Below are 21,798 nucleotides of genomic sequence, written 5' to 3' on the forward strand. Positions count from 1 at the left end.
TCACAGGTGACGCGGGCCGATCTCAACCAAGATGTCGCGAGACGCTCAACCGTCGTCAGAGTCCTCAGCGGGAGCCTTTTTCGCCGCCGTCTTCTTCGCCGGAGTCTTCTTGGCGGTGGTCTTCTTCGCCGCGGTCTTCTTGGCCGCGGTCTTCCTCGGGGCCGCCTTCTTCTTGGTGCCCTTCTTGGCCGCCTTCTCGGCGATCAGTTCCAGCGCCTGCTCCATGGTGACGCTCTCGGGGTCCGTGTCCTTGGGCAGGGTCGCATTGACCTTCTCCCATTTCACGTAAGGCCCATAGCGCCCGTCAAAGATGGCGATCTTGCCGCCGTCCGGGTGATCGCCCAACTCCTTCAGCGCCTTGGCCGCAGCACGGCCGCGCCCGCCGGGGTTGGCGCGCTTCTCGGCCAGCATCTCGACGGCGCGGTTCATGCCAATCTCGAAGACATCCGCCGGGTCCTTGAGGTTCACATAGGTTGGCTTCGCGTCATCGGGCAGCTGGTGCATGATGTAGGGGCCGAAGCGTCCGAAGTTCGACTTCACCGTTCCGCCCTCGGGGTGCTCGCCCACCTCGCGCGGCAGCGAGAGCAGAACCAGCGCCTTCTCCAGCGTCATGTCGTCCTTCGACCACCCGCGCGGCAGCGAAGCGCGCGGCGGTTTCTTGTTCTCCGGCGTCGGCTCGCCGCGCTGCACATAGGGGCCGAAACGCCCGGCCTTGAGCCAGATCTCGTCGCCCTGATCCTCGCCCAGCAGCCGCTCGTCGCCATCGGCACCCTCGCCCGCGATGGGGCGGGTGTAGGTGCATTCGGGGTAGTTACCACAGCCGACGAACCCACCGGTGCGCGAGGTCTTCAGGTGCAGCTGGCCGGTGCCGCATTTGGGACAGACGCGCGGGTCCGATCCGTCTTCGCGCGGCGGATAAAGCTGCGGCGCCAGCGCCTCGTCGAGCACGTCGAGCACCTCGGAGATGCGCAGCTCGGAGGTTTCAGAGATCGCCGCCGAGAAATCGCGCCAGAACTTGCCCAGCAGCGACTTCCAATCCATGTCGCCAGCCGAAACCTCGTCGAGCTCGTTTTCCAGCTCTGCGGTGAACTCATAGCCGACGTATTTGCGGAAGAAATTGAGCAAGAAGATCGTGACGATCCGGCCCTTGTCCTCGGGGATCAGGCGGTTCTGCTCTTTCTTGACGTATTCGCGGTCTTGGATGGTGGTGATCACCGACGCATAGGTCGAGGGGCGCCCGATGCCCAGCTCTTCCATACGCTTGACCAGCGTCGCCTCGGTGTAGCGCGGCGGCGGCTGGGTGAAGCTCTGGGTGCCCAGAACAGCGCTGTTCTCGGCCAGTACTGCCGACGGCCCCTTGGCCGTGCCCGGACGGTCGCTCGCGCGCTCGGCGGCCTTGTCGTATTGCGCCTTCAGGCCGGACTTGGCGAACGCCGCCGGCTCGCCCTGCATGATCTGCGGCAGGCGCTTGTCGTCGTCATCCGCCACATCGTCGCGGCCTTCCTCGTAGATCTTCAGGAAGCCGTCGAAGGTGATGACCTGACCGGTGGCGCGCAGGCCGACCTGCTGGTCGTCAGAGCCGATCTCGACCGTGGTGCGCTCGAGCTTGGCGGCCTCCATCTGACAGGCCAGCGTGCGCTTCCAGATCAGATCGTAGAGCTTGCGCTGATCATCCTCGCGCAGCTTCAGTTCCGCCGCGTCCTTGGTCATGTCGGTCGGGCGGATACATTCGTGCGCTTCCTGCGCGTTCTTGGCCTTGTTCTTGTAGATGCGCGGGCTGCCCGGCACGTATTCCTTGCCGAAGCGATCGCCAATGGCCTCGCGGCAGGCGGTGACCGCCTCGGGCGCCATGTCGATGCCGTCGGTCCGCATATAGGTGATGTGCCCCGCCTCGTAGAGACGCTGCGCCGCGTTCATGCAGGCGCGCGCGCCCATGCCGAACTTGCGGCTCGCCTCCTGCTGCAGGGTCGAGGTCATGAAGGGCGCCGAGGGGTTGCGGGTCGACGGTTTGGCCTCGACCGACAGCACCTTGAGCGCGCGCCCGGCCACCGCCTGCACCGCCATCTCGGCCTGCGTGGCATTCTCCAGATCGTAGCGGTCGAGCTTTTTGCCGGCGAGCGCGGTCAGACGCGCCTCGAACTCCTGCCCGCGCGGCGTCTGCAGCAGCGCCTTCACCTGCCAGTATTCGCGCGGATTGAAGGCTTCGATCTCCATCTCCCGCTCGACGATGAGCCGCAGGCAGACCGACTGCACCCGCCCCGCCGAACGCGCGCCCGGCAGTTTGCGCCAGAGCACCGGCGAGAGGTTGAAGCCCACGAGATAATCAAGCGCGCGGCGCGCCAGATAGGCCTCCACCAGCGGCGCGTCGATGTCGCGCGGGTTCTGCATCGCCTCGGTGACGGCGGCCTTGGTGATCGCGTTGAAAGTGACCCGGCGGACCTCGGTGTCCTTCTTGATCGACCGGCGCTTGGTGAGCGCCTCTTTCAGGTGCCACGAGATGGCTTCGCCCTCGCGATCGGGGTCGGTCGCGAGAATGAGGGAGTTGTCGCTCTTCAGCGCCTCGGCGATCGCCGAGACGTGCTTGCGCGAGTCGTTGGCGATCTCCCATTTCATGTCGAAATCATGCTCGGTGTCGACCGAACCATCCTTCGGAGGCAGGTCGCGCACGTGACCGTAAGAGGCGAGCACCGTGTAATCGGATCCCAAATACTTGTTGATTGTCTTGGCTTTGGCCGGGGATTCGACGACGACGACGGGCATTAATGAGACCTCATTGCAACGCTGTGCTCAAAACGGCTTGCCTGCCGCTATGGCGGCGCAAGATGTGGGGTGCAAGGGGGAAATGTCAATGCGGCCCCCAGCGTCGGCGGTGCGGCAACAGGGCAAGCGGCGTGGTTTCGGGCATCTTTGGGCCGCTGCGCAGGCCTAGCCCGACCGGCAGAGCAGGCCGCCCGGGCGCCGCTCCAGCCGCCCCTCAAGCTCGAGATCGGTGAGCGCCGGAGCGATCTGCCCGACCGCGCCGCCCAGATCGCGGATCACCTGATCTTCGGGAACCGGCACCGGGCCGAGCCGGTCAAGGATGCGCTGATGCAGGGCGCGAGTCTCGGCCCGGCTATAGCGTTCGGGCGGCGCGGGCGGAATGGTCGGCAGCGCGTCACTGGGCGCGGGGTCCGGCGCGGCGGAGGGCACCGCCAGCGCCTCCAGCACATCCTCGGCGTGGCGGACCAGCCGCGCGCCATCGCGCAAAAGCAGGTTGCAGCCCCCTGCCCGCCCGTCGAGCGGATGGCCCGGCACCGCCATCACCTCACGCCCCTGATCGAGCGCGCAGCGCGCGGTGATCAGCGAGCCGGATTTCACCGCCGCCTCGACCACCACGACGCCGCGCGCCATGCCCGAGACGATGCGGTTGCGCGTGGGAAAATGCCGCGCCTGCGGCTGCACGCCCGGAGGCTGTTCGGACAGCAGGGCACCGCGCTCGCGGATTGCGCCAGCGAGCCGGGTGTTTTCCTGCGGGTAGATCACGTCGACACCGCCCGCCATCACCGCGGCGGTGCCGTCCTCAAGCGCGGCGCCATGCGCCTCGGCATCGATGCCGCGCGCCAGCCCCGAGACGACCACCCAGCCCGCCGCGGACAGATCACGCGCCAGCAGCCGGGCCATGCGCGCGCCCAGCGAGGAGGCGTTGCGCGCGCCAACGATCGCCACCGCCGGGCGGCTCAGCAGCTCTGGCCGTCCCAGCACCCAGACGAAGGGCGGCGCATCGTCGAGCTCGGCAAGATGCGCGGGGTAATGCGCCTCGCCGCGAAACAGCAGTGAGGCGCCCGCCCGTGTCCCGGCCGCCATTTCCGCAGCAACCACGCCTTCGGGGCAGATGCGATAGTCCGAAACCCCGGCGGCGGCGGCCACCTCCGGCAGCACCGCAAGCCCTTCAGCCGCCGAGCCATGTTCGGCCATCAGCCGCCAGAAGGTGGTCGGCCCGACACGGCGCGAGCGCAAGAGACGGAGCCAGTCAAACCGCTCAGCTTCCGTGGTGGGTGGGAGTGGGGGGTGGGTGGAAGTCTGTGTGTGCCCGGTCATCCTGACCCCGTCGCTTGCAGAACCTCTCTAACAGATGAGTGGTTAATCAACGGTGAAGCACAAAACACGCGGGGGGCCATCACAGCCCCCCTCGCTTCTTCTTTTTCCAAATACGCAGGTGAAAACCCCGCCGCCGCGCTGCCGCAGCCGCAGAGGCGCGGCGGCTCAGCTGCCCGCGCCGCCCACCGTCAGCCCGCCGATCATCACCGTCGGCTGGCCCACGCCCACCGGCACCCATTGCCCCTGCTTGCCGCAGTTGCCCATGCCCGGGTCCAGCGCCATATCGTTGCCAAGCGCGCGCACGTGCTGCAGCGCGGTGGCGCCGTCGCCGATCAGCGTCGCACCCTTCACCGGCGCGCCGACCTTGCCGTCTTTCACCCGGTAGGCCTCGGTGCAGGAGAAGACGAATTTGCCATTGGTGATGTCCACCTGACCGCCGCCAAACCCGGTGGCCCAGATCCCGTCCTTGAGATCGGCCACGATGTCCTGCGGATCGGCGTCGCCGCCCTCCATGATCGTGTTGGTCATCCGCGGCATCGGCGCATGGGCATAGCTCTCGCGGCGGCCATTGCCGGTGGCTTCGACGCCCATCAGCCGGGCGTTCTGCCGGTCCTGCATATAGCCCACGAGGATCCCGTCCTCGATCAGCACGTTGCGCGCCGAGGGCGTGCCCTCGTCATCCACCGAGATCGAGCCGCGCCGGTCCGGCATGGTGCCGTCATCGACCACCGTGACCCCGGGCGCGGCGACGCGCTGGCCCATGAGCCCGGCAAAGGCCGAGCTGCCCTTGCGGTTGAAATCACCCTCCAGACCGTGGCCCACCGCCTCATGCAGCAGGATGCCCGGCCAGCCCGGCCCAAGCACGATGTCCATGACGCCCGCCGGCGCATCCTCGGCGCGCAGGTTCACCAGCGCCACGCGCAGTGCTTCGCGGGCCTGTGCCTGCCACGCCGCAGGCTCCAGCAGCCCGTCCAGCAGGAACCGCCCGCCGCCCGAGGCGCTGCCTTGCTCGCGGCGACCGTTCTCCTCGACGATCACGCTGACCGTCACACGGGTCATCGGGCGCGTGTCGCTGACCAGCCCGCCCTCGGGGCGCAGGATCGAAACCTCCTGACAGGAGGCAGCGATGGTCGCGGTGACCTGCACCACGCGGCTGTCGAGATCGCGGGTGAAGGCGTCGATCTCGCGCAGCGTATCGAGCTTCACCGCAAAGCTGTGACCGGCGATCGGGTCGGCGTCGGTATAGAGCTTGTGGTTGGTGCCTGCGGGCGGCGGGGCCAGCACGCCGCCGCCATCGCCCACCGCGAGCCGCGCGGTTTCCACGGCGCGCGAGATGGCCTTTTCCGAGATCTCGGTGGCATGGGCGTAGCCAGCGACCTCGCCGCGCACTGCGCGCAGGCCGAAACCCTCGGAGGCGTCGTAGCTGGCGGTTCTGATTCGTCCGTCGTCGAGCACCAGAGCCTCGGCGCGACGCCTTTCAAGGAACAACTCACCATCGTCCGCGCCTGCGACAGCATTACGCAGCTGCGCAAGGGTGCGATCCAGGTCGAGGGCGGTTTCGAAGGGCCGGAACGGGCTTTCGCTCATAGGTATCTTCCTCTGGTATTTTGATCTGGATCAAAAAAGTGCGCTTTTGCCGCAAGCGTTCATCTTTATTTGAGGGACGCAATGTGCTTTTTAAAGAGCATATCTAGGGGAGGACTCTCTTCGGGCTGCGGTCCGGGGCTCATTCCTCCTGTCCGCAAGAGAAGAATGACAACCGGATCAGGTGATACATGCGTAAACTTTCTATGCTGGCAGGACTCATTTTCGGCGTGACCGCCGCGCCCGCGATGGCGCAGGACTCGCTGGAACTGGTCGGCCAACCACAGGCGGGCGGAATCGGCTTCCAGCCAGCCGCGACGGAGCTGGCCCGTGACCTTCAGTGGCTCGACGGCATGCTGCTCGTGATCATCACCGCGATCTGCATCTTCGTCATTGCGCTGCTGGCCTACGCCGTGGTCCGCTTCAATGCCAAGAAGAACCCCAACCCGAAGAGCTTCACCCACAACTCGCCGCTGGAAATCGCGTGGACGCTTGGCCCCATCGTGATCCTCGTGGTGATCGGTGCCTTCTCGCTGCCGGTGCTGTTCAAGCAGCAGGAAATCCCCGAAGGCGACATCGTGATCAAGGTCACCGGCTATCAGTGGTACTGGGGCTATGAATATGTCGGCACCGATCTGGCCTATGACAGCTACATGATCGGCGCGCCGGCCACCGGTGGCGACAACCGTTTCAACGCGGATGTCTCGGCGCAGCTGCAGGAAGCGGGCTACAGCGACAGCGAGTTCCTTCTGGCCACCGACAGCGCCGTCGTGGTGCCGGTCGGCAAGACCGTGGTGATGCAGGTCACCGGCGCCGATGTGATCCACTCCTGGACCATCCCGGCCTTCGGTGTGAAACAGGACGCCGTGCCCGGCCGCATCGCCGAGCTGTGGTTCAAACCCGAGCGCGAAGGCGTGTTCTTCGGCCAATGCTCGGAACTCTGTGGCATCAGCCACGCTTACATGCCGATCACCGTCAAGGTGGTCAGCCAGGAAGCCTATGACGCCTGGCTCGCCGCATCGCAGGAAGATGGCGGCTATCTGGATGTGCGCGAGTTTCTCGCCGCCTCCTGATCCTTTGAAACAAGGCGGCGCGCCCCGAGGAGGAGGGCGCGTCGCCACAAGCTGAATCGAGACCGGAAATGAGCGACCTCACCACCAACACGGCAGCCCCCGCGGCACGCGCCTCCGAATACGACGCGCAGTTCGGCGATTACTTCGCCCTGCTCAAGCCGCGCGTCATGACTCTGGTGGTGTTCACCGCCTTCGTCGGCCTGCTGGCGGCCCCGGTCCCGGTCCACCCGTTCATCGGTTTCTGCGCCGTGCTGTTCATCGCCGTCGGCGGCGGTGCCTCGGGCGCGCTCAATATGTGGTGGGACGCAGACATCGACGCAGTGATGAAGCGCACGGTCAAGCGGCCGATCCCCTCGGGCCGGGTGCAGCCCGGCGAGGCGCTGGCCATCGGCCTCGCGCTCTCGGCCTTCTCCTGCGTCTTCCTCGCGCTCGCCACCAATATCCTCGCGGGCGCGCTGCTGGCCTTCACCATCTTCTTCTACGTGGTGATCTACACCATGTGGCTGAAGCGCTCGACGCCGCAGAACATCGTCATCGGCGGCGCCGCGGGCGCCTTCCCCCCGATGATCGGCTGGGCCGCGGCAACCGGCTCGGTGAGCATCGAGGCGGTGCTGATGTTCTGCCTGACCTTCATGTGGACGCCGCCGCACTTCTGGGCGCTCGCGCTCTTCATGCGCTCGGATTACGACGACGCCAATGTGCCGATGCTGACGGTCACCCATGGCCGCCGCTCGACCCGTGTGCACATCCTCGTCTACACCGTGCTGCTCGCCGCTCTGGCCATCGGCACCGGCTTCACCTCGGTCGGCGGGCCGGTCTATCTGGCCGTGGCCGTGGTGCTGAACGCGCTCTTCCTGAAGGGCGCATGGAATATCTTCCGCCGCGACGAGACCATGTCCGAGGCGGACAACTTCAAGACCGAGAGGAGCTTCTTCAAGCTCTCGCTGCTGTATCTCTTCGCCCATTTCGGCGCGATCCTGGTGGAAGCCGGGCTCGACCGTTTCGGCATAGACCTGGCGCTCGGCGGCTGGACCATCGGAGGCTGAGAATGGGCATCGCGCACGAACACGAACTGCACCAGCGGCGCCGGGGCCGCAACATCGGCGTCGGGCTGGTGCTGGCGGCGTTCATCGCCATCGTTTTCGGCATGACCCTCGTCAAGATCGGCAGCGGAGACTACGCGTCTACGCCCGAGCTGCAGGGGAGCGAGGCCGCCAATGGCAACTAAGGGCACCACCAGAACCCTCTGGTCGCTGATCGGCGTGGTCGTCTTCATGGGCGCCATGGCCTGGGCAGCGGTGCCGTTCTACAACTGGTTCTGCCGGGTCACCGGCTATGGCGGCACGACCAATGTCGCCACCGGCGCCTCTTCGGGCGTGCTCGACCAGACCATCAAAATCCGCTTCGATGCCTCGAAGGAACGCGGCATGCCGTGGGACTTCAAGCCGATGCAGACCGAGATGACCCTGCGCATCGGCGAGGACGGGCTGGCCTTCTACGAGGCCTACAACCCCACCGACCGCCCGATCGCCGGGCAGGCCGCCTATAACGTCGCGCCTTTCGATGCCGGCGCGTATTTCAACAAGATCGAATGCTTCTGCTTCACCGAGCAGGTGCTGATGCCCGGCGAGCGGGTGGAAATGCCGGTGAGCTTTTACGTCGACCCCGAGATCGTCAACGATCCCGACGCGAAGTTCGCCAAGCACATCACGCTCAGCTACACTTTCTACGAGATCGACCTGCCAGAGGAGACTTTGGAGGAGATACAGGCCGCTCTCGACACGAAACCGGACGAAAGCTCCGTGAACTGACCGCCTGACCAACGAGGGATAACGAGATGGCGCATGCTAAGAACCACGACTACCACATATTGCCCCCATCCGCCTGGCCGCTGATCGGCTCGGCCTCGGCCTTCGTCATGCTCTTCGGGGCGGTGCTGTGGATGCACGACAGCGGACCGTGGATCTTCCTCGCGGGCTTTGTCGGCGTGCTTTACACAATGTTCGGCTGGTGGTCCGAAGTGGTGGTCGAAAGCCGCGTCGGCGATCACACCCCGGTGGTGCAGATCGGCCTGAAGTACGGCTTCATCCTCTTCATCATGTCCGAGGTGATGTTCTTCCTCGCCTGGTTCTGGTCGTTCTTCAAACACGCGCTCTACCCGATGGGCCCGAACAGCCCGGCGGTCGACGGCGTCTGGCCGCCGGCTGGAATCGAGACCTTCGATCCCTGGCACCTGCCGCTGATCAACACGCTGATCCTGCTCTGCTCGGGCGCCGCGGTCACCTGGGCGCACCACGCGCTGGTGCATGAGAACAACCGCGAAGACATGAAGTGGGGCCTAACCATCGGCATCGCGCTCGGCGTGCTCTTCACCGTGTTCCAGGCCTATGAGTACAGCCACGCGGCCTTTGGTTTCTCGGGCAACATCTACGGCGCCAACTTCTTCATGGCGACGGGCTTTCACGGCATGCATGTGATCATCGGCACGATCTTCCTCTTCGTGTGCCTGCTGCGCCTGATGCGCGGCGATTTCACCCCCGACAAACACGTGGGCTTCGAAGCCGCCGCCTGGTACTGGCACTTCGTCGACGTGGTGTGGCTGTTCCTCTTCGCCTCGATCTACATCTGGGGCGGCTGAGCTCAGCCCGCGACCTCGTTGCAGACCGCACCGCAGACGCCCGCCCCCTGGCGGGCGTTTCGCGTTTGATCAGCCCGCCGCCCGTGGCCGGCGCCCCGCCGTGCGTATTTGGAAAGAGAAGAAGCGCCCGGTCTTCTTCTCTTTCCAAATACGCCGGGGGAGTCGCGCACCGCGCGACGGGGGCAGCGCCCCTTCTTCCGAAGCCTGTCCTTTTCGCCTTGCAACGCGGCAGCAATCGCGCCTTGATGTGCCCCGCGCTGAGGCGCTAAAGCAGGCGGGACGCGCCAGCGCCCTGAACCCGGACCCGGACTTACTTGACCCGCTACCTCGCCCCCCTCCTCTTTGGCCTGATCGGCGCCGCGATCCTGATATCGCTCGGCAGCTGGCAGCTGCGCCGCCTGGAGTGGAAAGAGGCGGTTCTGGCCGATATCGACGCGCGCATCGAAGGCGTGGCGCAGCCTTTGCCGACGCTGATCTCGCCGACCGAGCAGCGCTATATGCCGGTGGCGCTCAATGGCGAGATCCTGCCCGGCGAGATCCGCGTGCTGGTCAGCCAGAAACAGGTGGGCGCAGGCTACCGGATCATCTCGCCGTTCCGCACCGAGGGCGGGCGGCTGATCCTTCTCGACCGCGGCTTCACCGCCAGCGCGCAGAAAGACGCCATCCGCTACACCGGCCCCGCCGAGGCGACGGGCAATCTGCACTGGCCCGACGAGCGCAACAGCTCGACCCCCGCGAACGATATCACCGGCAACATCTGGTTCGCCCGCGATATCGGAGCGATGGCCGAAGAGCTGCAGACCGAGCCTCTGCTCGTCGTGGCGCGCAGCACCAGCCCGCGCGATCCCGACATCCAGCCGCTGCCGGTGAGCCGCAGCGGCATCCCCAACGATCACCTGCAATATGCCATCACCTGGTTCTCGCTGGCCGTGGTGTGGCTGATCATGACCGGCTATTACATCCGCCGGCAGTCCAAGACAGGAAAGGCCTGAGCCCCCATGAGCCCCCAGAGCCCTATGCGCTATATCTCCACCCGCGGCAAAGCCCCGGCGCTCAGCTTCGAAGAGGCCATGCTGTCCGGCCTCGCCCGTGACGGCGGCCTCTATGTGCCCGAGACTGTGCCGGTGATGACCCCCGGCGACATCCGCGCGCTGAACGGCCTGTCCTACGAGGAAGTGGCCTTCCGCGTCATGCGCCCCTTCGTTGGCGACAGCTTCAGCGACGAGACCTTTGGCGATCTGATCTCCAAGGCCTATGCCGGATTCGGCCACAGCGCCCGCGCGCCGCTGGTGCAGCTGGCGCCGAACCACTTCCTGCTGGAGCTTTTCCATGGGCCGACGCTGGCGTTCAAAGACTTCGCCATGCAGCTGATCGGCCAGCTCTTCCAAGAGGCGCTGACGCGCCGCGGCGAGCGGGTGACCATCGTCGGCGCCACCTCGGGCGACACCGGCTCGGCGGCGATCGAGGCCTTCAAGGGGCTCGACGCGGTGGATGTCTTCATCCTCTTCCCGCATGGCCGCGTCTCGGAAGTGCAGCGCCGCCAGATGACCACGCCGTCCGAGGCCAACGTGCATGCGCTGGCGCTCGACGGGCATTTCGACGACTGCCAGGCCAAGCTCAAGGACATGTTCAACGATTTCGCCTTCCGCGACGAAGTGCGGCTGGCGGGTGTGAACTCGATCAACTGGGCGCGGGTGCTGGCGCAGGTCGTCTACTACTTCTCGTCGGCGGTCTCGCTTGGCGCGCCCGACCGCAAAGTCAGCTTCACCGTGCCCACCGGCAACTTCGGCGACATCTTCGCGGGCTATATCGCCAAGAAGATGGGCCTGCCGATCGACCGGCTGGTGGTGGCCACCAACCAGAACGACATTCTGCACCGCTGCCTCTCGACCGGCGATTACCAGACCTCGGAAGTGCACCCGTCGATCAGCCCCTCGATGGACATTCAGGTCAGCTCCAACTTTGAGCGCGCGCTGTTTGATGCCTACGGGCGCGATGGCGCCGCCGTGGGCCAGCTGATGGACGAGCTCAAGGCGGGCGGCTTCCATGTGAGCCAGGGCGCGCTGCAGGCGCTGCGCGAGCATTTCGAGAGTGGCCGCGCCTCGGAAGAGGACACGCTGGCCACGATCGCCGGGGCAAACAAGACCATGGGCGAGCTTCTCTGCCCGCATTCCGCCATCGGCGTGAAGGTCGCCGAAGAGCATCGCACGCCCGCCGTGCCGATGATCACGCTGGCCACCGCGCATCCGGCGAAATTCCCCGACGCCGTGGAAAAGGCCAGCGGCATCCGCCCGCCCCTGCCCGAGCGGATGGGTGACCTCTTTGATCGCGAAGAGCGCGTGACCCGCGTGCCCAACGACCTTTCCGCCCTCGAAACCCTGATCCGGGAGCGTATCGCCAAGTGACCGTGCAACTGACCACCCTCAAGAACGGCTTTCGCATCGTCTCTGAACAGATGCCGGGCCTGCAATCCTCCACCCTCGGGATCTGGGTGACCGCTGGCGGCCGCAACGAGCGGCTGGAGCAGAACGGCATCGCCCATTTCCTCGAACATATGGCGTTCAAGGGCACCAAGACCCGCACCGCGCTGCAGATCGCCGAGGCGATCGAGGATGTTGGCGGCTATATCAACGCCTATACCTCGCGCGAGGTGACCGCCTATTACGCCCGCGTACTGGAGCAGGATTGCAAGCTGGCGATGGATGTCATCGGCGACATCCTTCTGAACCCGATCTTCGAGCCCAAGGAGATCGAGACCGAGCGCCACGTGATCCTGCAGGAGATCGGTCAGGCGCTGGACACGCCCGACGACGTGATCTTCGACTGGCTGCAAGAACGCGCCTATAGCGATCAGGCGCTGGGGCGCACCATCCTTGGCGAAGAGGCCAATGTGCGCAGCTTCGGGCGCGACGATCTGGCGACGTTCGTGGCCGAGCAGTACGGGCCGGGGCAGATGATCCTCTCGGCGGCCGGGTCGGTGGACCACGACGCGCTGGTGGCGCAGGCCGAGGCGCTCTTTGGCGGTATGGTTGCCCGCTCGGCACCGGGTCTGGAGCACGCGAAATTCACCGGCGGCGAGATCCGCCGCGAGAAGACCCTCGAACAGGCGCATATGGCGCTGGCGTTCGAAGGTCCGGGCTATCGCGATCCGAACTTCTACACCGCGCAGATCTATTCGATCGCGCTTGGTGGCGGCATGTCCTCGCGGCTGTTTCAGGAAATCCGCGAGAAGCGGGGCCTGTGCTACACGATCTTCTCGCAGACCGGTGCCTATGCCGAGACCGGGCTCAACACGATCTATGCCGGGACCTCGGGCGAAGAGGTTGGTGCGCTGGCGCGGCTGACCATCGACGAGATGAAGCGCGCTGCCGACGACATGAGCCCCGAAGAGGTCGCCCGCGCCCGCGCGCAAATGAAGGCCGGGCTGCTGATGGGGCTGGAAAGCTCGTCGAGCCGGGCCGAGCGCATGGCCCGCATGGTGCAGATCTGGGGCAAGGTGCCGCCGATCGAAGAGACGGTCGAGAAGATCGACAATGTGACCACCGGCGACGTCCGCGACTTCGCCGAACAGGTGGCCACCGACGCGCCCGCGGCGCTGGCGCTCTACGGGCCGGTGGCCGGTGCGCCGGGGCTGGACGACCTTCAGGCGCAGCGGGCAGCCTGATGCTGGGGCGGCGGCGGAAGTTCAGGCTCGACACCGAGCGTCTGATCCTGCGGCCGCCGATGCATGGCGATTTCAACGCCTGGGTGGCGCTGCGGCTCGAGAGCAAGGATTACCTCACCCCCTGGGAGCCCTCCTGGGCCGAGGATCACCTGTCGCGCCGCGCCTTCACCAACCGCGTCTACTGGGCCAATCGCTCGATCATCGGCGGCACCGCGGTGCCGCTGTTCCTCGTCCGGCGCGAGGATTCGGTGCTGGTGGGCGCGATCACCCTCGACAACATCCGCCGCGGGCCGGCGCAGTCGGGCACGCTGGGCTATTGGACCGGCCTGCCCTTTGCCCGGCATGGCTACATGCGCGAGGCCATCGCCTCGCTGGTGCATCACGCCTTCACCCAGATGGACCTCAGCCGCATCGAGGCCGCCTGCCTGCCGGAAAACGTCGCCTCGCGCGGGCTCTTGGAAAGCTCCGGCTTCAAGTATGAGGGCGTGGCGCAGAGTTACCTGCAGATCAACGGGCGCTGGCGCACCCATGTGCTTTACAGCTCGCTGCGGCTCGACCGGCGCGGCCGCACGCAGGTCGGCTGAGCGCATCCTCGCGCTGCCCAAAGCTTACCCCACGTAAATTTCAACACCGCTGCGAGGGATACGCGCTTAGGCTGTCTCTGGAAAGGAGGCCTGCCATGCCGCGCCCTGCCCTTGCCCAAGTCACTGCTTACGCCCTCGCCCTGCTGTCCCTGCTCACCGCCCTGCCCGCCTCGGCGCAGGAGAGCCGCCGCCCCTCGCATTGCATCGCGATCGCCGATGCGGCGCCCGGGCTGCAGTATCTGCACAAGGCCGCCTGGACCGATCCGGTGCCCGAATATTCGGTGCGCATCCAATACCTCGGCCATGCCGCCTTTCTGATCCAGACCCGTGGCGGGCTGAACGCGGTGACCGATTTCACCGGCTACATCGGCAACGTGCCGATGATCCCCGATGTCGTCACCATGAACCACGCCCATTCCAGCCATTGGACCGCCGCCCCCGATCCGGCCATCCCGCATGTGCTCGAAGGCTGGGGCGAGTTTGGACAGGGCATCGACCATTACCTCGACCTTGGCGAGATGCTGGTGCGCAACGTCTCGACCGACATCCGCTCATCCTATGGCGGGACCGAGGAGCGCGGCAATTCGATCTTTGTCTTCGAGGTCGAGGGGCTGTGCATCGGCCATCTTGGCCATCTCCACCACGAGCCCAATGACGAGCAATACGCCGCGCTCGGGCGGCTCGACGTGCTGATGGTGCCGGTAGATGGCGGATATACGATGGCCCTCGATGGCATGGTGCGGGTGGTCGAGCGGCTGCGCAGTTCGGTGATCATCCCGATGCACTGGTTCTCGGGCACTTCGCTGGAGCGCTTCGTCGCCGATGTCTCGGACACTTTCCCGGTCGAGCGCCGCGACGGGCCGGAGCTGGTGGTCAGCCTGCGCGAGTTGCCCGCGCAGCCCACGGTGATCGTGCTGCAGCCGCAATGGCTGCGCGAGTGAGGCCGCGCGCCGCTGGACGTGGCGGTGCCGAGGCATCAGTATGCCCCCGTGCCCCTGCGCCGCCGTCCCGCGGTGCCAAGGAAAAGGATACCGCGCCATGCCTCTCGTCTTCACGCCCCGCAGCACGGGCTGCGCCGCATGATGAAATCCGTTGTCTTCGACCTTGATGGCACGCTGATCGACAGCGCGCCCGACCTGCACCGCGCCGCCAACGTGGTGCTGCGCGACGAGGGGCTGCCCGAGATCACCTTTGCACAGGCGCGCAGCTTCATCGGCCATGGCGCGCCGGTGCTGATCGCCCGCGTGGTCGAGGCGGTCGGCCTCGGCGGCGACGCGCAGGCGCATGAGCGCCTGCTTGGCAAGTTCATGACGGAATACAACCACGCACCGCAGCTGACCGTGCTCTATCCCGGTGTCATGGACGCGCTAGCGCAGCTCGAGCTTCTCGGCTGCGCCATGGGGCTTTGCACCAATAAGCCCGAGGCTCCCACCCATATCGCGCTGTCGCATTTCGGGCTGACGGACTACATGCGCTCGGTCGCCAGCGGCGACAGCCTGCCGGTGCGCAAACCCGATCCCGCGCCGCTGATCGAGGTGATGCAGGCGCTTGGCACCGGTCCCGGCCTTTATGTGGGCGACAGCGAGGTGGACGCCGAAACAGCCGCGCGCGCAAACATTCCCTTCGCGATCTACACAGAGGGCTATCGCAAGGCGGCGCTCGACGAGTTGCCCCATACCTACGCCTTCGACCATTGGGATCAGTTGCCGGGCATCGTCGCCCAGCATTTCGGCGGCCTCGAAGCCTGAGGCCGCCCCAAAGCGCCGCCGCTAGCGTTTGACCGCGACCAGATCGATCAGCGCCGATCGCCCGACGTGTCCGCTGCCTTCGTTGATGTCGAGCTCATAATCCTCGAGCACCTGAATGCGCATATCCGCGAAAAGCCGGCGCAGCAGTTCGGCGGTGTAGAGGTTCTCGCGCTGCTTCGGGCCGCCGGTGCCATAGTGCAACTGCTTGGGCGTGTAGCCATGCAGCATCAGCACGCCGCCCGGTTTCAGCGCCGCCGCCATCTTCTTGAACAGCTGATCGCGCCCTTCGGGCGGCAGGAACTGGATGAAGATACCGACCACGAGGTCATAAGCCCCCTCGGGCCAGTCCCACTCGAAGACGTCCTGCACCGAATAATCGACCTCGACGCCGCGCGCCGTGGCCAGCTTGCGCGCCTTGGCGACCGCGGCTGGCGATCCGTCCCACGCGGTGACTTGCAGCCCCTGCTCGGCGAGATACACCGAGTTGCGCCCCTCGCCGTCGGCCACGCAAAGCGCCTTTGCGCCACGTTTGAGCCAGTGATCACGGCGCGTGAGGAAGCCCGAGGGCTCGGTTCCGAACACATAATCCTCGACGGAATATCTTTCATCCCACATCAGCAACGCTCCTGGAAAATTCTTATGCTTCAGATAGAAAGCTGCCCGAAGGCTGCAAGCCCGCTGTAACCGTTCGCACCCTTTTGTCAGTTGACCGGAGGGCGGCGTGCTTGCGACAACATGACACCATATAGCACAAAAGCGCCGCAGGTCGCGGCACAACAAGAAAGTCCCGCGCGATGTTCCGCCGTCTCATGCGCCAGAGCCTGCCGCTCTCCCTTGCCGCCACCCTCGCCAGCGCCGGTTTCGCCGCCGCAGAAACTCCGAATGCCGAAGCTGATCCCGCCGACTGGCCCGCGGTTCTGGCCGAGGCGGAGGGTCAGACCGTCTATTGGAACGCTTGGGGCGGGGCCGAGAACGTCAATGCCTTCATTGACTGGATCGGCGATCTGGCGCAGGAACAATATGGCGTCACGCTCGAGCATGTGAAGCTTTCGGACACCGCCGAGGCGGTGAGCCGCGTGCTGGCCGAGAAAGGCGCGGGGAAAGACGCTGGCGGCGCGATCGACCTCATCTGGATCAACGGCGAGAATTTCGCGGCGATGAAGCGGCAAGGGCTGCTCTTTGGCCCGTGGTCAGAGGACCTGCCGAACTGGCAGCTGACCGACCCCGAAGCCAACGCCGCGCTGACCGCCGATTTCACCGTGCCGACGAGCGGTATGGAAAGCCCGTGGGGCATGGCGCAGCTGGTGTTCTATCATGACACCGCCCGCCTGCCCGAGCCGCCGCGCAGCATGGCTGCGCTGGCCGAATGGGCCGCCGAGAACCCCGGCCGTTTCACCTACCCGCAGCCGCCGGATTTCCTTGGCTCCACCTTCCTCAAGCAGGCGCTGATCGAGTTGACCCCCGACCCCGAGGTGCTCTCGGCCCCGGTCACAGAAGCCGACTATGAGGCCGCCACCGCGCCGCTGTGGGACTGGCTCGATACGCTGACGCCGAACCTGTGGCGGCAGGGCAAGGCCTATCCGCAGAACGCGCAGCGGATGATCCAACTGATGGCCGACAACGAGATCGACATCGGTTTCGAGTTCAACCCCAACGCCGCCTCCAACGCCATCGCCAACTTCCAACTGCCCGAGAGCGTGCGCAGCTTCGTCCTCGACGGCGGCTCGCTTGGCAACGCCAGCTTTGTCGCCATCCCCTACAACGCCAATGCCAAGGCCGGTGCCATGGTGATCGCCAACCTGCTGCTCTCGCCGCAGGCACAGGCGCGTATGGCCAGCCCCGACGAGCTGGGCTTCGGCACGGTGCTGGCGATGGAGAAGCTTTCGGATGACGACGTGCGCCTCTTTGACGAGATTCCGGTGGGCATCGCCACGCTGACCCCCGAGGAGCTTGGCCCTACCCTGCCAGAGCCGCATCCCTCGTGGATGGAGAAGCTCGAAGAAGGCTGGACCGCACGCTACGGCGTCGCGCCCTGAGCGGGCGCCGGGAATGAGCCTCTGATGCGCCTGTCTCTGACCCGCGCGGCACCCGCTCTGACGCTGCTGGCGCTGCTCGGGCCGGTGGCAGCGGGCCTCCTCGGGACAGTGGCGCCTGCCTTTGGCCTGCTGCCCGCGCTGGGGGCGGATGAGCTGAGCCTCGATCCTTTGCGCGCACTTCTGGGCTGGCCGGGTCTGTCCCGCGCCGTGCTGCTGAGCCTTTTCACCGGGCTTGCGGCCACCGCCCTGTCGCTGGCATTGACCCTGCTGATCTGCGCCGGCTGGCAGGGCACGCGGCCCTTCCGGGCGCTTGAGCGGGCACTCTCGCCGCTGCTGTCGGTGCCCCATGCCGCCGCCGCCTTCGGCCTTGCGTTCCTGATCGCCCCCTCGGGCTGGATCGCGCGGCTGATCGCGCTGCCGCTGGGCTGGGAGCGCCCGCCCGACCTGCTGATCTTGCAAGACCCATGGGGCCTGTCGCTGATCGCCGGGCTGGTGGTGAAGGAAATGCCCTTCCTGCTGCTGATGAGCCTCGCCGCGCTGCCCGCGCTGCGCCCGGACCAAAGCCTCGCAACCGCGCAGGCGCTGGGATACGGGCGGGTGTCTGGCTGGATAAAGACCGTCCTGCCAAGGCTCTACCCACAGATCCGCCTGCCGGTCTATGCGGTGCTGGCCTATTCGCTTTCGGCGGTGGATGTGGCGATGATCCTTGGGCCGGGCACGCCGCCGCCCTTGGCCGTGCAGGTGCTGAAATGGATGAACGATCCCGATCTGGCGCTGCGCCTACAAGCCGCCGCCGGGGCCTTGCTGCTGCTGGGGCTGACGCTGGCGGCGCTGGGGCTCTGGCGCTTTGGCGAGGCGGCGCTCGCCCGTCTGTCGGCGCGCTGGCTGGTGGCTGGGGGCCGCGGCCACGTCGAGCCGCTGTGGCGCACCGTGGGGCTGGGGCTCGGCGCGCTCTGCGCTGCGCTGGTGCTGTTGGGGCTGGCGGGGCTTGCGCTGTGGTCTCTGGCCGGGCTCTGGCGCTTTCCCGAACTATTGCCGCAGGGCTGGAGCCTGCGCAGCTGGATGCGCTACGGACCCGACCTTTTGTCGCTCTTTGGGCGGACCCTGCTGATCGCCGCAGCCTCGAGCGCCATCGCGATGCTCCTCACCACCGCCTGTCTGGAGGCCGAGCAGCGCCACGGTTTGCGCCCGGGAACCCGCGCGCTCTGGCTGCTCTACCTGCCGCTTCTGGTGCCGCAGATCGCCTTTCTGCCGGGGCTGCAGGTGGCCGGGCTGATAACCGGGCTCGACGGCACGCTTGCGGCGGTGATCGCAGCGCATGTGGTCTTTGTGCTGCCCTATGCCTTCCTGTCGCTGTCCGACCCCTTTCGCGCGCTCGATCCGCGCTATGCCGCGGTGGCCCATGCGCTCGGCAAGGGCGCCAGCGCCACCTTCTGGCGCGTGCGCCTGCCGCTGTTGCTGCGCCCGCTGCTGACCGCCGCGGCGGTCAGCGCCGCGGTCAGCGTCGGGCAATATCTGCCGACCCTGCTGATCGGCGGAGGCCGGGTTCCGACGCTGACCACCGAGGCGGTGGCGCTGGCCTCTGGCGGCGACCGGCGGGTGATCGGCGTGACCGCGCTTGCCCAGACCTCTGCCGCGTTTCTGCCCTTCGCGCTGGCGCTGCTGATCCCGGCGCTGGTCTGGCGCAACCGGCGGGGAATGCGGCATGGTGCCTGACATGACCTCCGGTTTGCATTTCGAGACCCTGCGCATCACCCGGCAGGGCGCGCCGCTTCTGAGCCTCGACGCGCGCGTCGCGCCGGGCGAGGTGCTGACCATCATGGGGCCCTCCGGCTCGGGTAAATCCACGCTCCTGGCCGCGATCATCGGCACGCTCGCGCCGGGCTTCGGCCTCACCGGGCGCATCACGCTTGATGGGCAGGACATCACCGCGCTGCCCCCCGAGCGCCGCCGCGTCGGCATTCTCTTTCAGGACGAACTGCTGTTTCCGCATCTGTCGGTGGGCGGCAACCTCGGCTTTGGCCTGCCGCCGCAATTGCGCGGCAAAGCACGCCGCGCCCGCATCGACGCCGCGCTCTCCGAGATCGGGCTCGCGGGCTATGCCAGCCGCGATCCCGCCACGCTCTCGGGCGGGCAGAAGGCACGGGTGGCGCTGATGCGCATGCTGCTGTCGGAGCCGCGCGCCCTGCTGCTCGACGAGCCCTTCTCGAAACTCGACGCCGCGCTGCGCGGCCAGATCCGCAGCCTCGTGTTCGAGCGCGCCCGGGCGCAGGGGCTTCCGGTGCTGCTGGTGACGCATGATCCCGCCGACGCCGAGGCCGCCGGGGGACAGGTGATCGAGCTCGGCTGACCCCCCTTGCGGCGGCAGCCGATCCGCGAAATGGTCGGCGCGGAAGGCGACAGGGATCGTGGGAGGAGAACTGTCTTGGAAATTGGATTGGACCTCGGCACCAGTTCGGTGATCGCGGTGCTCTGCGACGCCGGGGTGCCCCGCGCCGAGGCGCGGCGCGCCCTGCATAGCGCCTCGCCCATGCCCTATGCCTCCGAACAAGACCCCGAGGCGTGGTGGCAGGCCGCCCGCGCGGTGCTGGCCGAGATCCTAGAGCCGCTCTCCGACGCCGAGCGGCGCGCGGTGACCGCCATCGGGCTTTCGGGGCAGATGCATGGGGCGGTGCTGCTGGACGGCGCAGGCGCGGTGCTGCGCCCGGCGATGCTGTGGAACGACGGGCGGGCGCATGCGGAATGCACCGCCCTGCGCGCCGCCGTGCCGGAGATCGGCACCCTCGCCGGCGTGCCGCCCCTGCCCGGCTTCACCGCGCCAAAGCTGATGTGGCTGGCGCGGCACGAGCCGCAGATCCACGCCCGTATCGCGCATATCCTGCTGCCCAAGGATTACCTCGGCTTTCGCCTCCATGGCACCTATGCCACCGACCCTTCGGATGCGGCGGGCACGCTGTGGTACGACCAGAAGGCCCGGCGCTGGTCAGAGCGGCTCTGCGCCGCCAGCGACACCGACCCTGACTGGCTGCCGCAGGTTCTGGACGGGCATGAGGTCGCGGGGCTGATCCGCCCGGCACTGGCCGCCGAGCTTGGGCTGCAGCCCTCGGTGAAGATCGTCACCGGCGGCGGTGATGCGGCCACCGGTGCCGTCGCCGTCGGAGCCGTCGAGGATGGCACGGGGCAGATCTCGCTTGGCACTTCGGGGCAGCTGCTGCTGGCAGGCACCCATTATCAGCCCAATCCCGGGGCCTATGTGCATGCCTTTGCCCATACGCTGCCCGACCGCTGGTATCAGATGGCGGCGATGCTCAATGGCGCACGACCACTGGCGTGGTTCGCTGGCATCGCCGGGGCCGAGATCGGCCCCTTGCTGGAGGAGGCGGCGACCGTGCCCGAGGCCCGCGTGCCGCTGTTCCTGCCCTATCTCACCGGCGAGCGCAGCCCGCATGGCGATCCGCACATTCGCGGCGGCTTCTTTGGTCTCGAAGACAGCACCAGCCGCGCTGCGATGATGCGCGCGGTGGTCGAGGCTGTGGCCTTCTGCTTTGCCGATGCGGTGGAGAGTTTCGGATCCGCCGCCGAGGGGCTCGCCCCGCTGCCCGCGCTTGGCGGCGGCGCGCAGAGCGATGCGCTGCTGCAGGCGGTCAGCGATGCCAGCGGTCTGCAGCTCTTCCGTCCCGACGGTGCCACCTTCGGCCCGTCGCTGGGCGCGGCCAAACTCGCGGCGCTGGCGGTCGGCGCGCTGTCGCGTGGCGACCTCGCGCGTCGCCCCGAGGCGCTGCGGATTTTCGCGCCCGCCGCCTCGGAGCCGATGCTGGAGCGCTTGCAGAACTGGCGCGCGCTTTACGCTGCGCTCAAGCCGCTGGCCGCGCCGCGCTAAGGCAGCGCCCGGCCAAGCGCCCGCTCAGGCCTGCTTGAGCCGCGCCTCGACGGTGCCAGCATATTCGGCCATGCGCACGCGAAACTTCTTCTCGATACTGGCACGCGCCAGTTTCAGCGATTGCACCATGAGCCGCGCCGAAAGCGTTTTGGGCTGCAGCGCCACCTGCATCGCCACGCGGGTGCGGCTGCGCGACAGGGCGACGAACTCGATGCGCGTCAGAACCTCCAGCCCGTCCGAGAGGCTGCGATAGACCAGCAGGTTGGGCGTGTCCTGCTCCACAAGCGCGATCGACGCCTTGCGGGTCTTGCCACGAAAGGTGAACTCCGCCTCCCAAGCCATCTGCGGCCCGGCATCGCCATCGGTGCCCGTCGGCACCCGGCGCAACTCGATCCCGCGCCGCATGATCTGCCGTTCCAGATGATCGAAATTCGTCGCTTCGGCGAAGACCCGGTCGACCGGGACCTCAATGTCTTCCTTCGTGGATATGTCCATCAACTGCCTCGAGTAACCG

Annotated in this window: 20 protein-coding genes; 15 read left to right on the forward strand and 5 right to left on the reverse strand. The window is 66.9% G+C overall.

Features of this window, described 5'->3' with window-relative positions:
• Positions 1 to 45: 45 nt before the first annotated feature.
• From topA to tldD, 3 genes are all read right to left on the reverse strand, one after another.
• Positions 46 to 2,760 (reverse strand): type I DNA topoisomerase, encoded by a 2,715-nt coding sequence (topA, locus tag ACXAD2_RS27115; RefSeq protein ID WP_475177607.1) that lies wholly within the window; start codon positions 2,758 to 2,760, stop codon positions 46 to 48.
• A gap of 165 nt (positions 2,761 to 2,925) precedes the next feature.
• Complete coding sequence (gene dprA / locus ACXAD2_RS27120) at positions 2,926 to 4,077, reverse strand: DNA-processing protein DprA (RefSeq protein ID WP_475177611.1); 1,152 nt, start codon at positions 4,075 to 4,077, stop codon at positions 2,926 to 2,928.
• Between the two features lie 165 nt (positions 4,078 to 4,242).
• Positions 4,243 to 5,664: a metalloprotease TldD gene (gene tldD, locus ACXAD2_RS27125; protein WP_164183569.1), complete on the reverse strand. Its 1,422-nt coding sequence runs from the start codon at positions 5,662 to 5,664 to the stop codon at positions 4,243 to 4,245.
• Positions 5,665 to 5,852: 188 nt separating this feature from the next.
• Here tldD and coxB point away from each other — a divergent pair, with 188 nt between their 5' ends.
• From coxB to gph, 11 genes are all read left to right on the forward strand, one after another.
• Positions 5,853 to 6,734, forward strand: a complete 882-nt coding sequence (coxB, locus tag ACXAD2_RS27130) for a cytochrome c oxidase subunit II (RefSeq protein WP_475177617.1) — start codon at positions 5,853 to 5,855, stop codon at positions 6,732 to 6,734.
• A gap of 68 nt (positions 6,735 to 6,802) precedes the next feature.
• Entirely contained in the window at positions 6,803 to 7,780 is a 978-nt protein-coding gene (gene cyoE / locus ACXAD2_RS27135) for a heme o synthase (RefSeq protein ID WP_475177619.1), read from the forward strand.
• A gap of 2 nt (positions 7,781 to 7,782) precedes the next feature.
• Positions 7,783 to 7,962, forward strand: coding sequence for a hypothetical protein (locus tag ACXAD2_RS27140; RefSeq protein WP_475177622.1), 180 nt, complete (start codon positions 7,783 to 7,785; stop codon positions 7,960 to 7,962).
• Complete coding sequence (locus tag ACXAD2_RS27145) at positions 7,952 to 8,545, forward strand: cytochrome c oxidase assembly protein (protein ID WP_475177626.1); 594 nt, start codon at positions 7,952 to 7,954, stop codon at positions 8,543 to 8,545. The genes ACXAD2_RS27140 and ACXAD2_RS27145 overlap by 11 nt, the downstream gene beginning before the upstream one ends.
• 26 nt (positions 8,546 to 8,571) lie before the next feature.
• Positions 8,572 to 9,372: a cytochrome c oxidase subunit 3 gene (locus ACXAD2_RS27150; protein WP_066107531.1), complete on the forward strand. Its 801-nt coding sequence runs from the start codon at positions 8,572 to 8,574 to the stop codon at positions 9,370 to 9,372.
• A 314-nt stretch (positions 9,373 to 9,686) separates the two neighbouring features.
• Positions 9,687 to 10,364 (forward strand): SURF1 family protein, encoded by a 678-nt coding sequence (locus ACXAD2_RS27155; RefSeq protein WP_475177634.1) that lies wholly within the window; start codon positions 9,687 to 9,689, stop codon positions 10,362 to 10,364.
• A 24-nt stretch (positions 10,365 to 10,388) separates the two neighbouring features.
• Positions 10,389 to 11,777: a threonine synthase gene (gene thrC, locus ACXAD2_RS27160; RefSeq protein WP_475178419.1), complete on the forward strand. Its 1,389-nt coding sequence runs from the start codon at positions 10,389 to 10,391 to the stop codon at positions 11,775 to 11,777.
• Complete coding sequence (locus tag ACXAD2_RS27165) at positions 11,774 to 13,036, forward strand: M16 family metallopeptidase (RefSeq protein WP_475177639.1); 1,263 nt, start codon at positions 11,774 to 11,776, stop codon at positions 13,034 to 13,036. The genes thrC and ACXAD2_RS27165 overlap by 4 nt, the downstream gene beginning before the upstream one ends.
• Positions 13,036 to 13,620, forward strand: coding sequence for a GNAT family N-acetyltransferase (locus tag ACXAD2_RS27170; RefSeq protein WP_066107544.1), 585 nt, complete (start codon positions 13,036 to 13,038; stop codon positions 13,618 to 13,620). The genes ACXAD2_RS27165 and ACXAD2_RS27170 overlap by 1 nt, the downstream gene beginning before the upstream one ends.
• A gap of 95 nt (positions 13,621 to 13,715) precedes the next feature.
• Positions 13,716 to 14,561 (forward strand): MBL fold metallo-hydrolase, encoded by an 846-nt coding sequence (locus tag ACXAD2_RS27175; RefSeq protein ID WP_475177646.1) that lies wholly within the window; start codon positions 13,716 to 13,718, stop codon positions 14,559 to 14,561.
• Between the two features lie 138 nt (positions 14,562 to 14,699).
• Positions 14,700 to 15,368, forward strand: coding sequence for a phosphoglycolate phosphatase (gph, locus tag ACXAD2_RS27180; RefSeq protein WP_475177649.1), 669 nt, complete (start codon positions 14,700 to 14,702; stop codon positions 15,366 to 15,368).
• A gap of 21 nt (positions 15,369 to 15,389) precedes the next feature.
• Here the strand turns inward: gph and ACXAD2_RS27185 are convergent, their stop codons facing one another.
• The gene (locus ACXAD2_RS27185) at positions 15,390 to 15,983 is read right to left on the reverse strand and encodes a class I SAM-dependent methyltransferase (RefSeq protein WP_475177653.1); all 594 of its coding nucleotides are present in this window, start codon (positions 15,981 to 15,983) and stop codon (positions 15,390 to 15,392) included.
• Between the two features lie 194 nt (positions 15,984 to 16,177).
• On the opposite strand from ACXAD2_RS27185, the gene ACXAD2_RS27190 reads away from it, so the two are divergent.
• The 4 genes from ACXAD2_RS27190 to xylB all read left to right on the forward strand — a co-directional run bounded on the left by ACXAD2_RS27190 (position 16,178) and on the right by xylB (position 21,284).
• Positions 16,178 to 17,404: an ABC transporter substrate-binding protein gene (locus ACXAD2_RS27190; protein ID WP_475178421.1), complete on the forward strand. Its 1,227-nt coding sequence runs from the start codon at positions 16,178 to 16,180 to the stop codon at positions 17,402 to 17,404.
• Between the two features lie 24 nt (positions 17,405 to 17,428).
• Positions 17,429 to 19,120, forward strand: coding sequence for an ABC transporter permease (locus ACXAD2_RS27195; protein ID WP_475177656.1), 1,692 nt, complete (start codon positions 17,429 to 17,431; stop codon positions 19,118 to 19,120).
• A gap of 1 nt (position 19,121) precedes the next feature.
• On the forward strand, positions 19,122 to 19,754 hold the full coding sequence (locus ACXAD2_RS27200) for an ATP-binding cassette domain-containing protein (protein ID WP_475177660.1): 633 nt from the start codon (positions 19,122 to 19,124) through the stop codon (positions 19,752 to 19,754).
• A 75-nt stretch (positions 19,755 to 19,829) separates the two neighbouring features.
• The gene (gene xylB / locus ACXAD2_RS27205) at positions 19,830 to 21,284 is read left to right on the forward strand and encodes a xylulokinase (RefSeq protein WP_475177665.1); all 1,455 of its coding nucleotides are present in this window, start codon (positions 19,830 to 19,832) and stop codon (positions 21,282 to 21,284) included.
• Between the two features lie 24 nt (positions 21,285 to 21,308).
• Here xylB and ACXAD2_RS27210 read toward each other — a convergent pair whose 3' ends face one another.
• Positions 21,309 to 21,779: an SRPBCC family protein gene (locus ACXAD2_RS27210; protein ID WP_224903984.1), complete on the reverse strand. Its 471-nt coding sequence runs from the start codon at positions 21,777 to 21,779 to the stop codon at positions 21,309 to 21,311.
• Between the last annotated feature and the right edge of the window lie 19 nt (positions 21,780 to 21,798).

The sequence above is a fragment of the Salipiger sp. ABN3_019 genome, from assembly GCF_056158605.1.

Bases quoted from the DNA above. Each gene is read 5' to 3' on its own strand.
- ACXAD2_RS27190 (WP_475178421.1), top strand. From the start codon at position 16,178: ATGCGCCAGAGCCTGCCGCTCTCCCTTGCCGCCACCCTCGCCAGCGCC.
- dprA (WP_475177611.1), bottom strand. From the start codon at position 4,077: ATGACCGGGCACACACAGACTTCCACCCACCCCCCACTCCCACCCACC.
- cyoE (WP_475177619.1), top strand. From the start codon at position 6,803: ATGAGCGACCTCACCACCAACACGGCAGCCCCCGCGGCACGCGCCTCC.
- thrC (WP_475178419.1), top strand. From the start codon at position 10,389: ATGCGCTATATCTCCACCCGCGGCAAAGCCCCGGCGCTCAGCTTCGAA.
- ACXAD2_RS27210 (WP_224903984.1), bottom strand. From the start codon at position 21,779: ATGGACATATCCACGAAGGAAGACATTGAGGTCCCGGTCGACCGGGTC.
- ACXAD2_RS27200 (WP_475177660.1), top strand. From the start codon at position 19,122: ATGACCTCCGGTTTGCATTTCGAGACCCTGCGCATCACCCGGCAGGGC.
- ACXAD2_RS27140 (WP_475177622.1), top strand. From the start codon at position 7,783: ATGGGCATCGCGCACGAACACGAACTGCACCAGCGGCGCCGGGGCCGC.
- gph (WP_475177649.1), top strand. From the start codon at position 14,700: ATGATGAAATCCGTTGTCTTCGACCTTGATGGCACGCTGATCGACAGC.
- tldD (WP_164183569.1), bottom strand. From the start codon at position 5,664: ATGAGCGAAAGCCCGTTCCGGCCCTTCGAAACCGCCCTCGACCTGGAT.
- ACXAD2_RS27150 (WP_066107531.1), top strand. From the start codon at position 8,572: ATGGCGCATGCTAAGAACCACGACTACCACATATTGCCCCCATCCGCC.
- topA (WP_475177607.1), bottom strand. From the start codon at position 2,760: ATGCCCGTCGTCGTCGTCGAATCCCCGGCCAAAGCCAAGACAATCAAC.
- ACXAD2_RS27145 (WP_475177626.1), top strand. From the start codon at position 7,952: ATGGCAACTAAGGGCACCACCAGAACCCTCTGGTCGCTGATCGGCGTG.
- ACXAD2_RS27185 (WP_475177653.1), bottom strand. From the start codon at position 15,983: ATGTGGGATGAAAGATATTCCGTCGAGGATTATGTGTTCGGAACCGAG.
- ACXAD2_RS27195 (WP_475177656.1), top strand. From the start codon at position 17,429: ATGCGCCTGTCTCTGACCCGCGCGGCACCCGCTCTGACGCTGCTGGCG.
- ACXAD2_RS27175 (WP_475177646.1), top strand. From the start codon at position 13,716: ATGCCGCGCCCTGCCCTTGCCCAAGTCACTGCTTACGCCCTCGCCCTG.
- coxB (WP_475177617.1), top strand. From the start codon at position 5,853: ATGCGTAAACTTTCTATGCTGGCAGGACTCATTTTCGGCGTGACCGCC.
- ACXAD2_RS27170 (WP_066107544.1), top strand. From the start codon at position 13,036: ATGCTGGGGCGGCGGCGGAAGTTCAGGCTCGACACCGAGCGTCTGATC.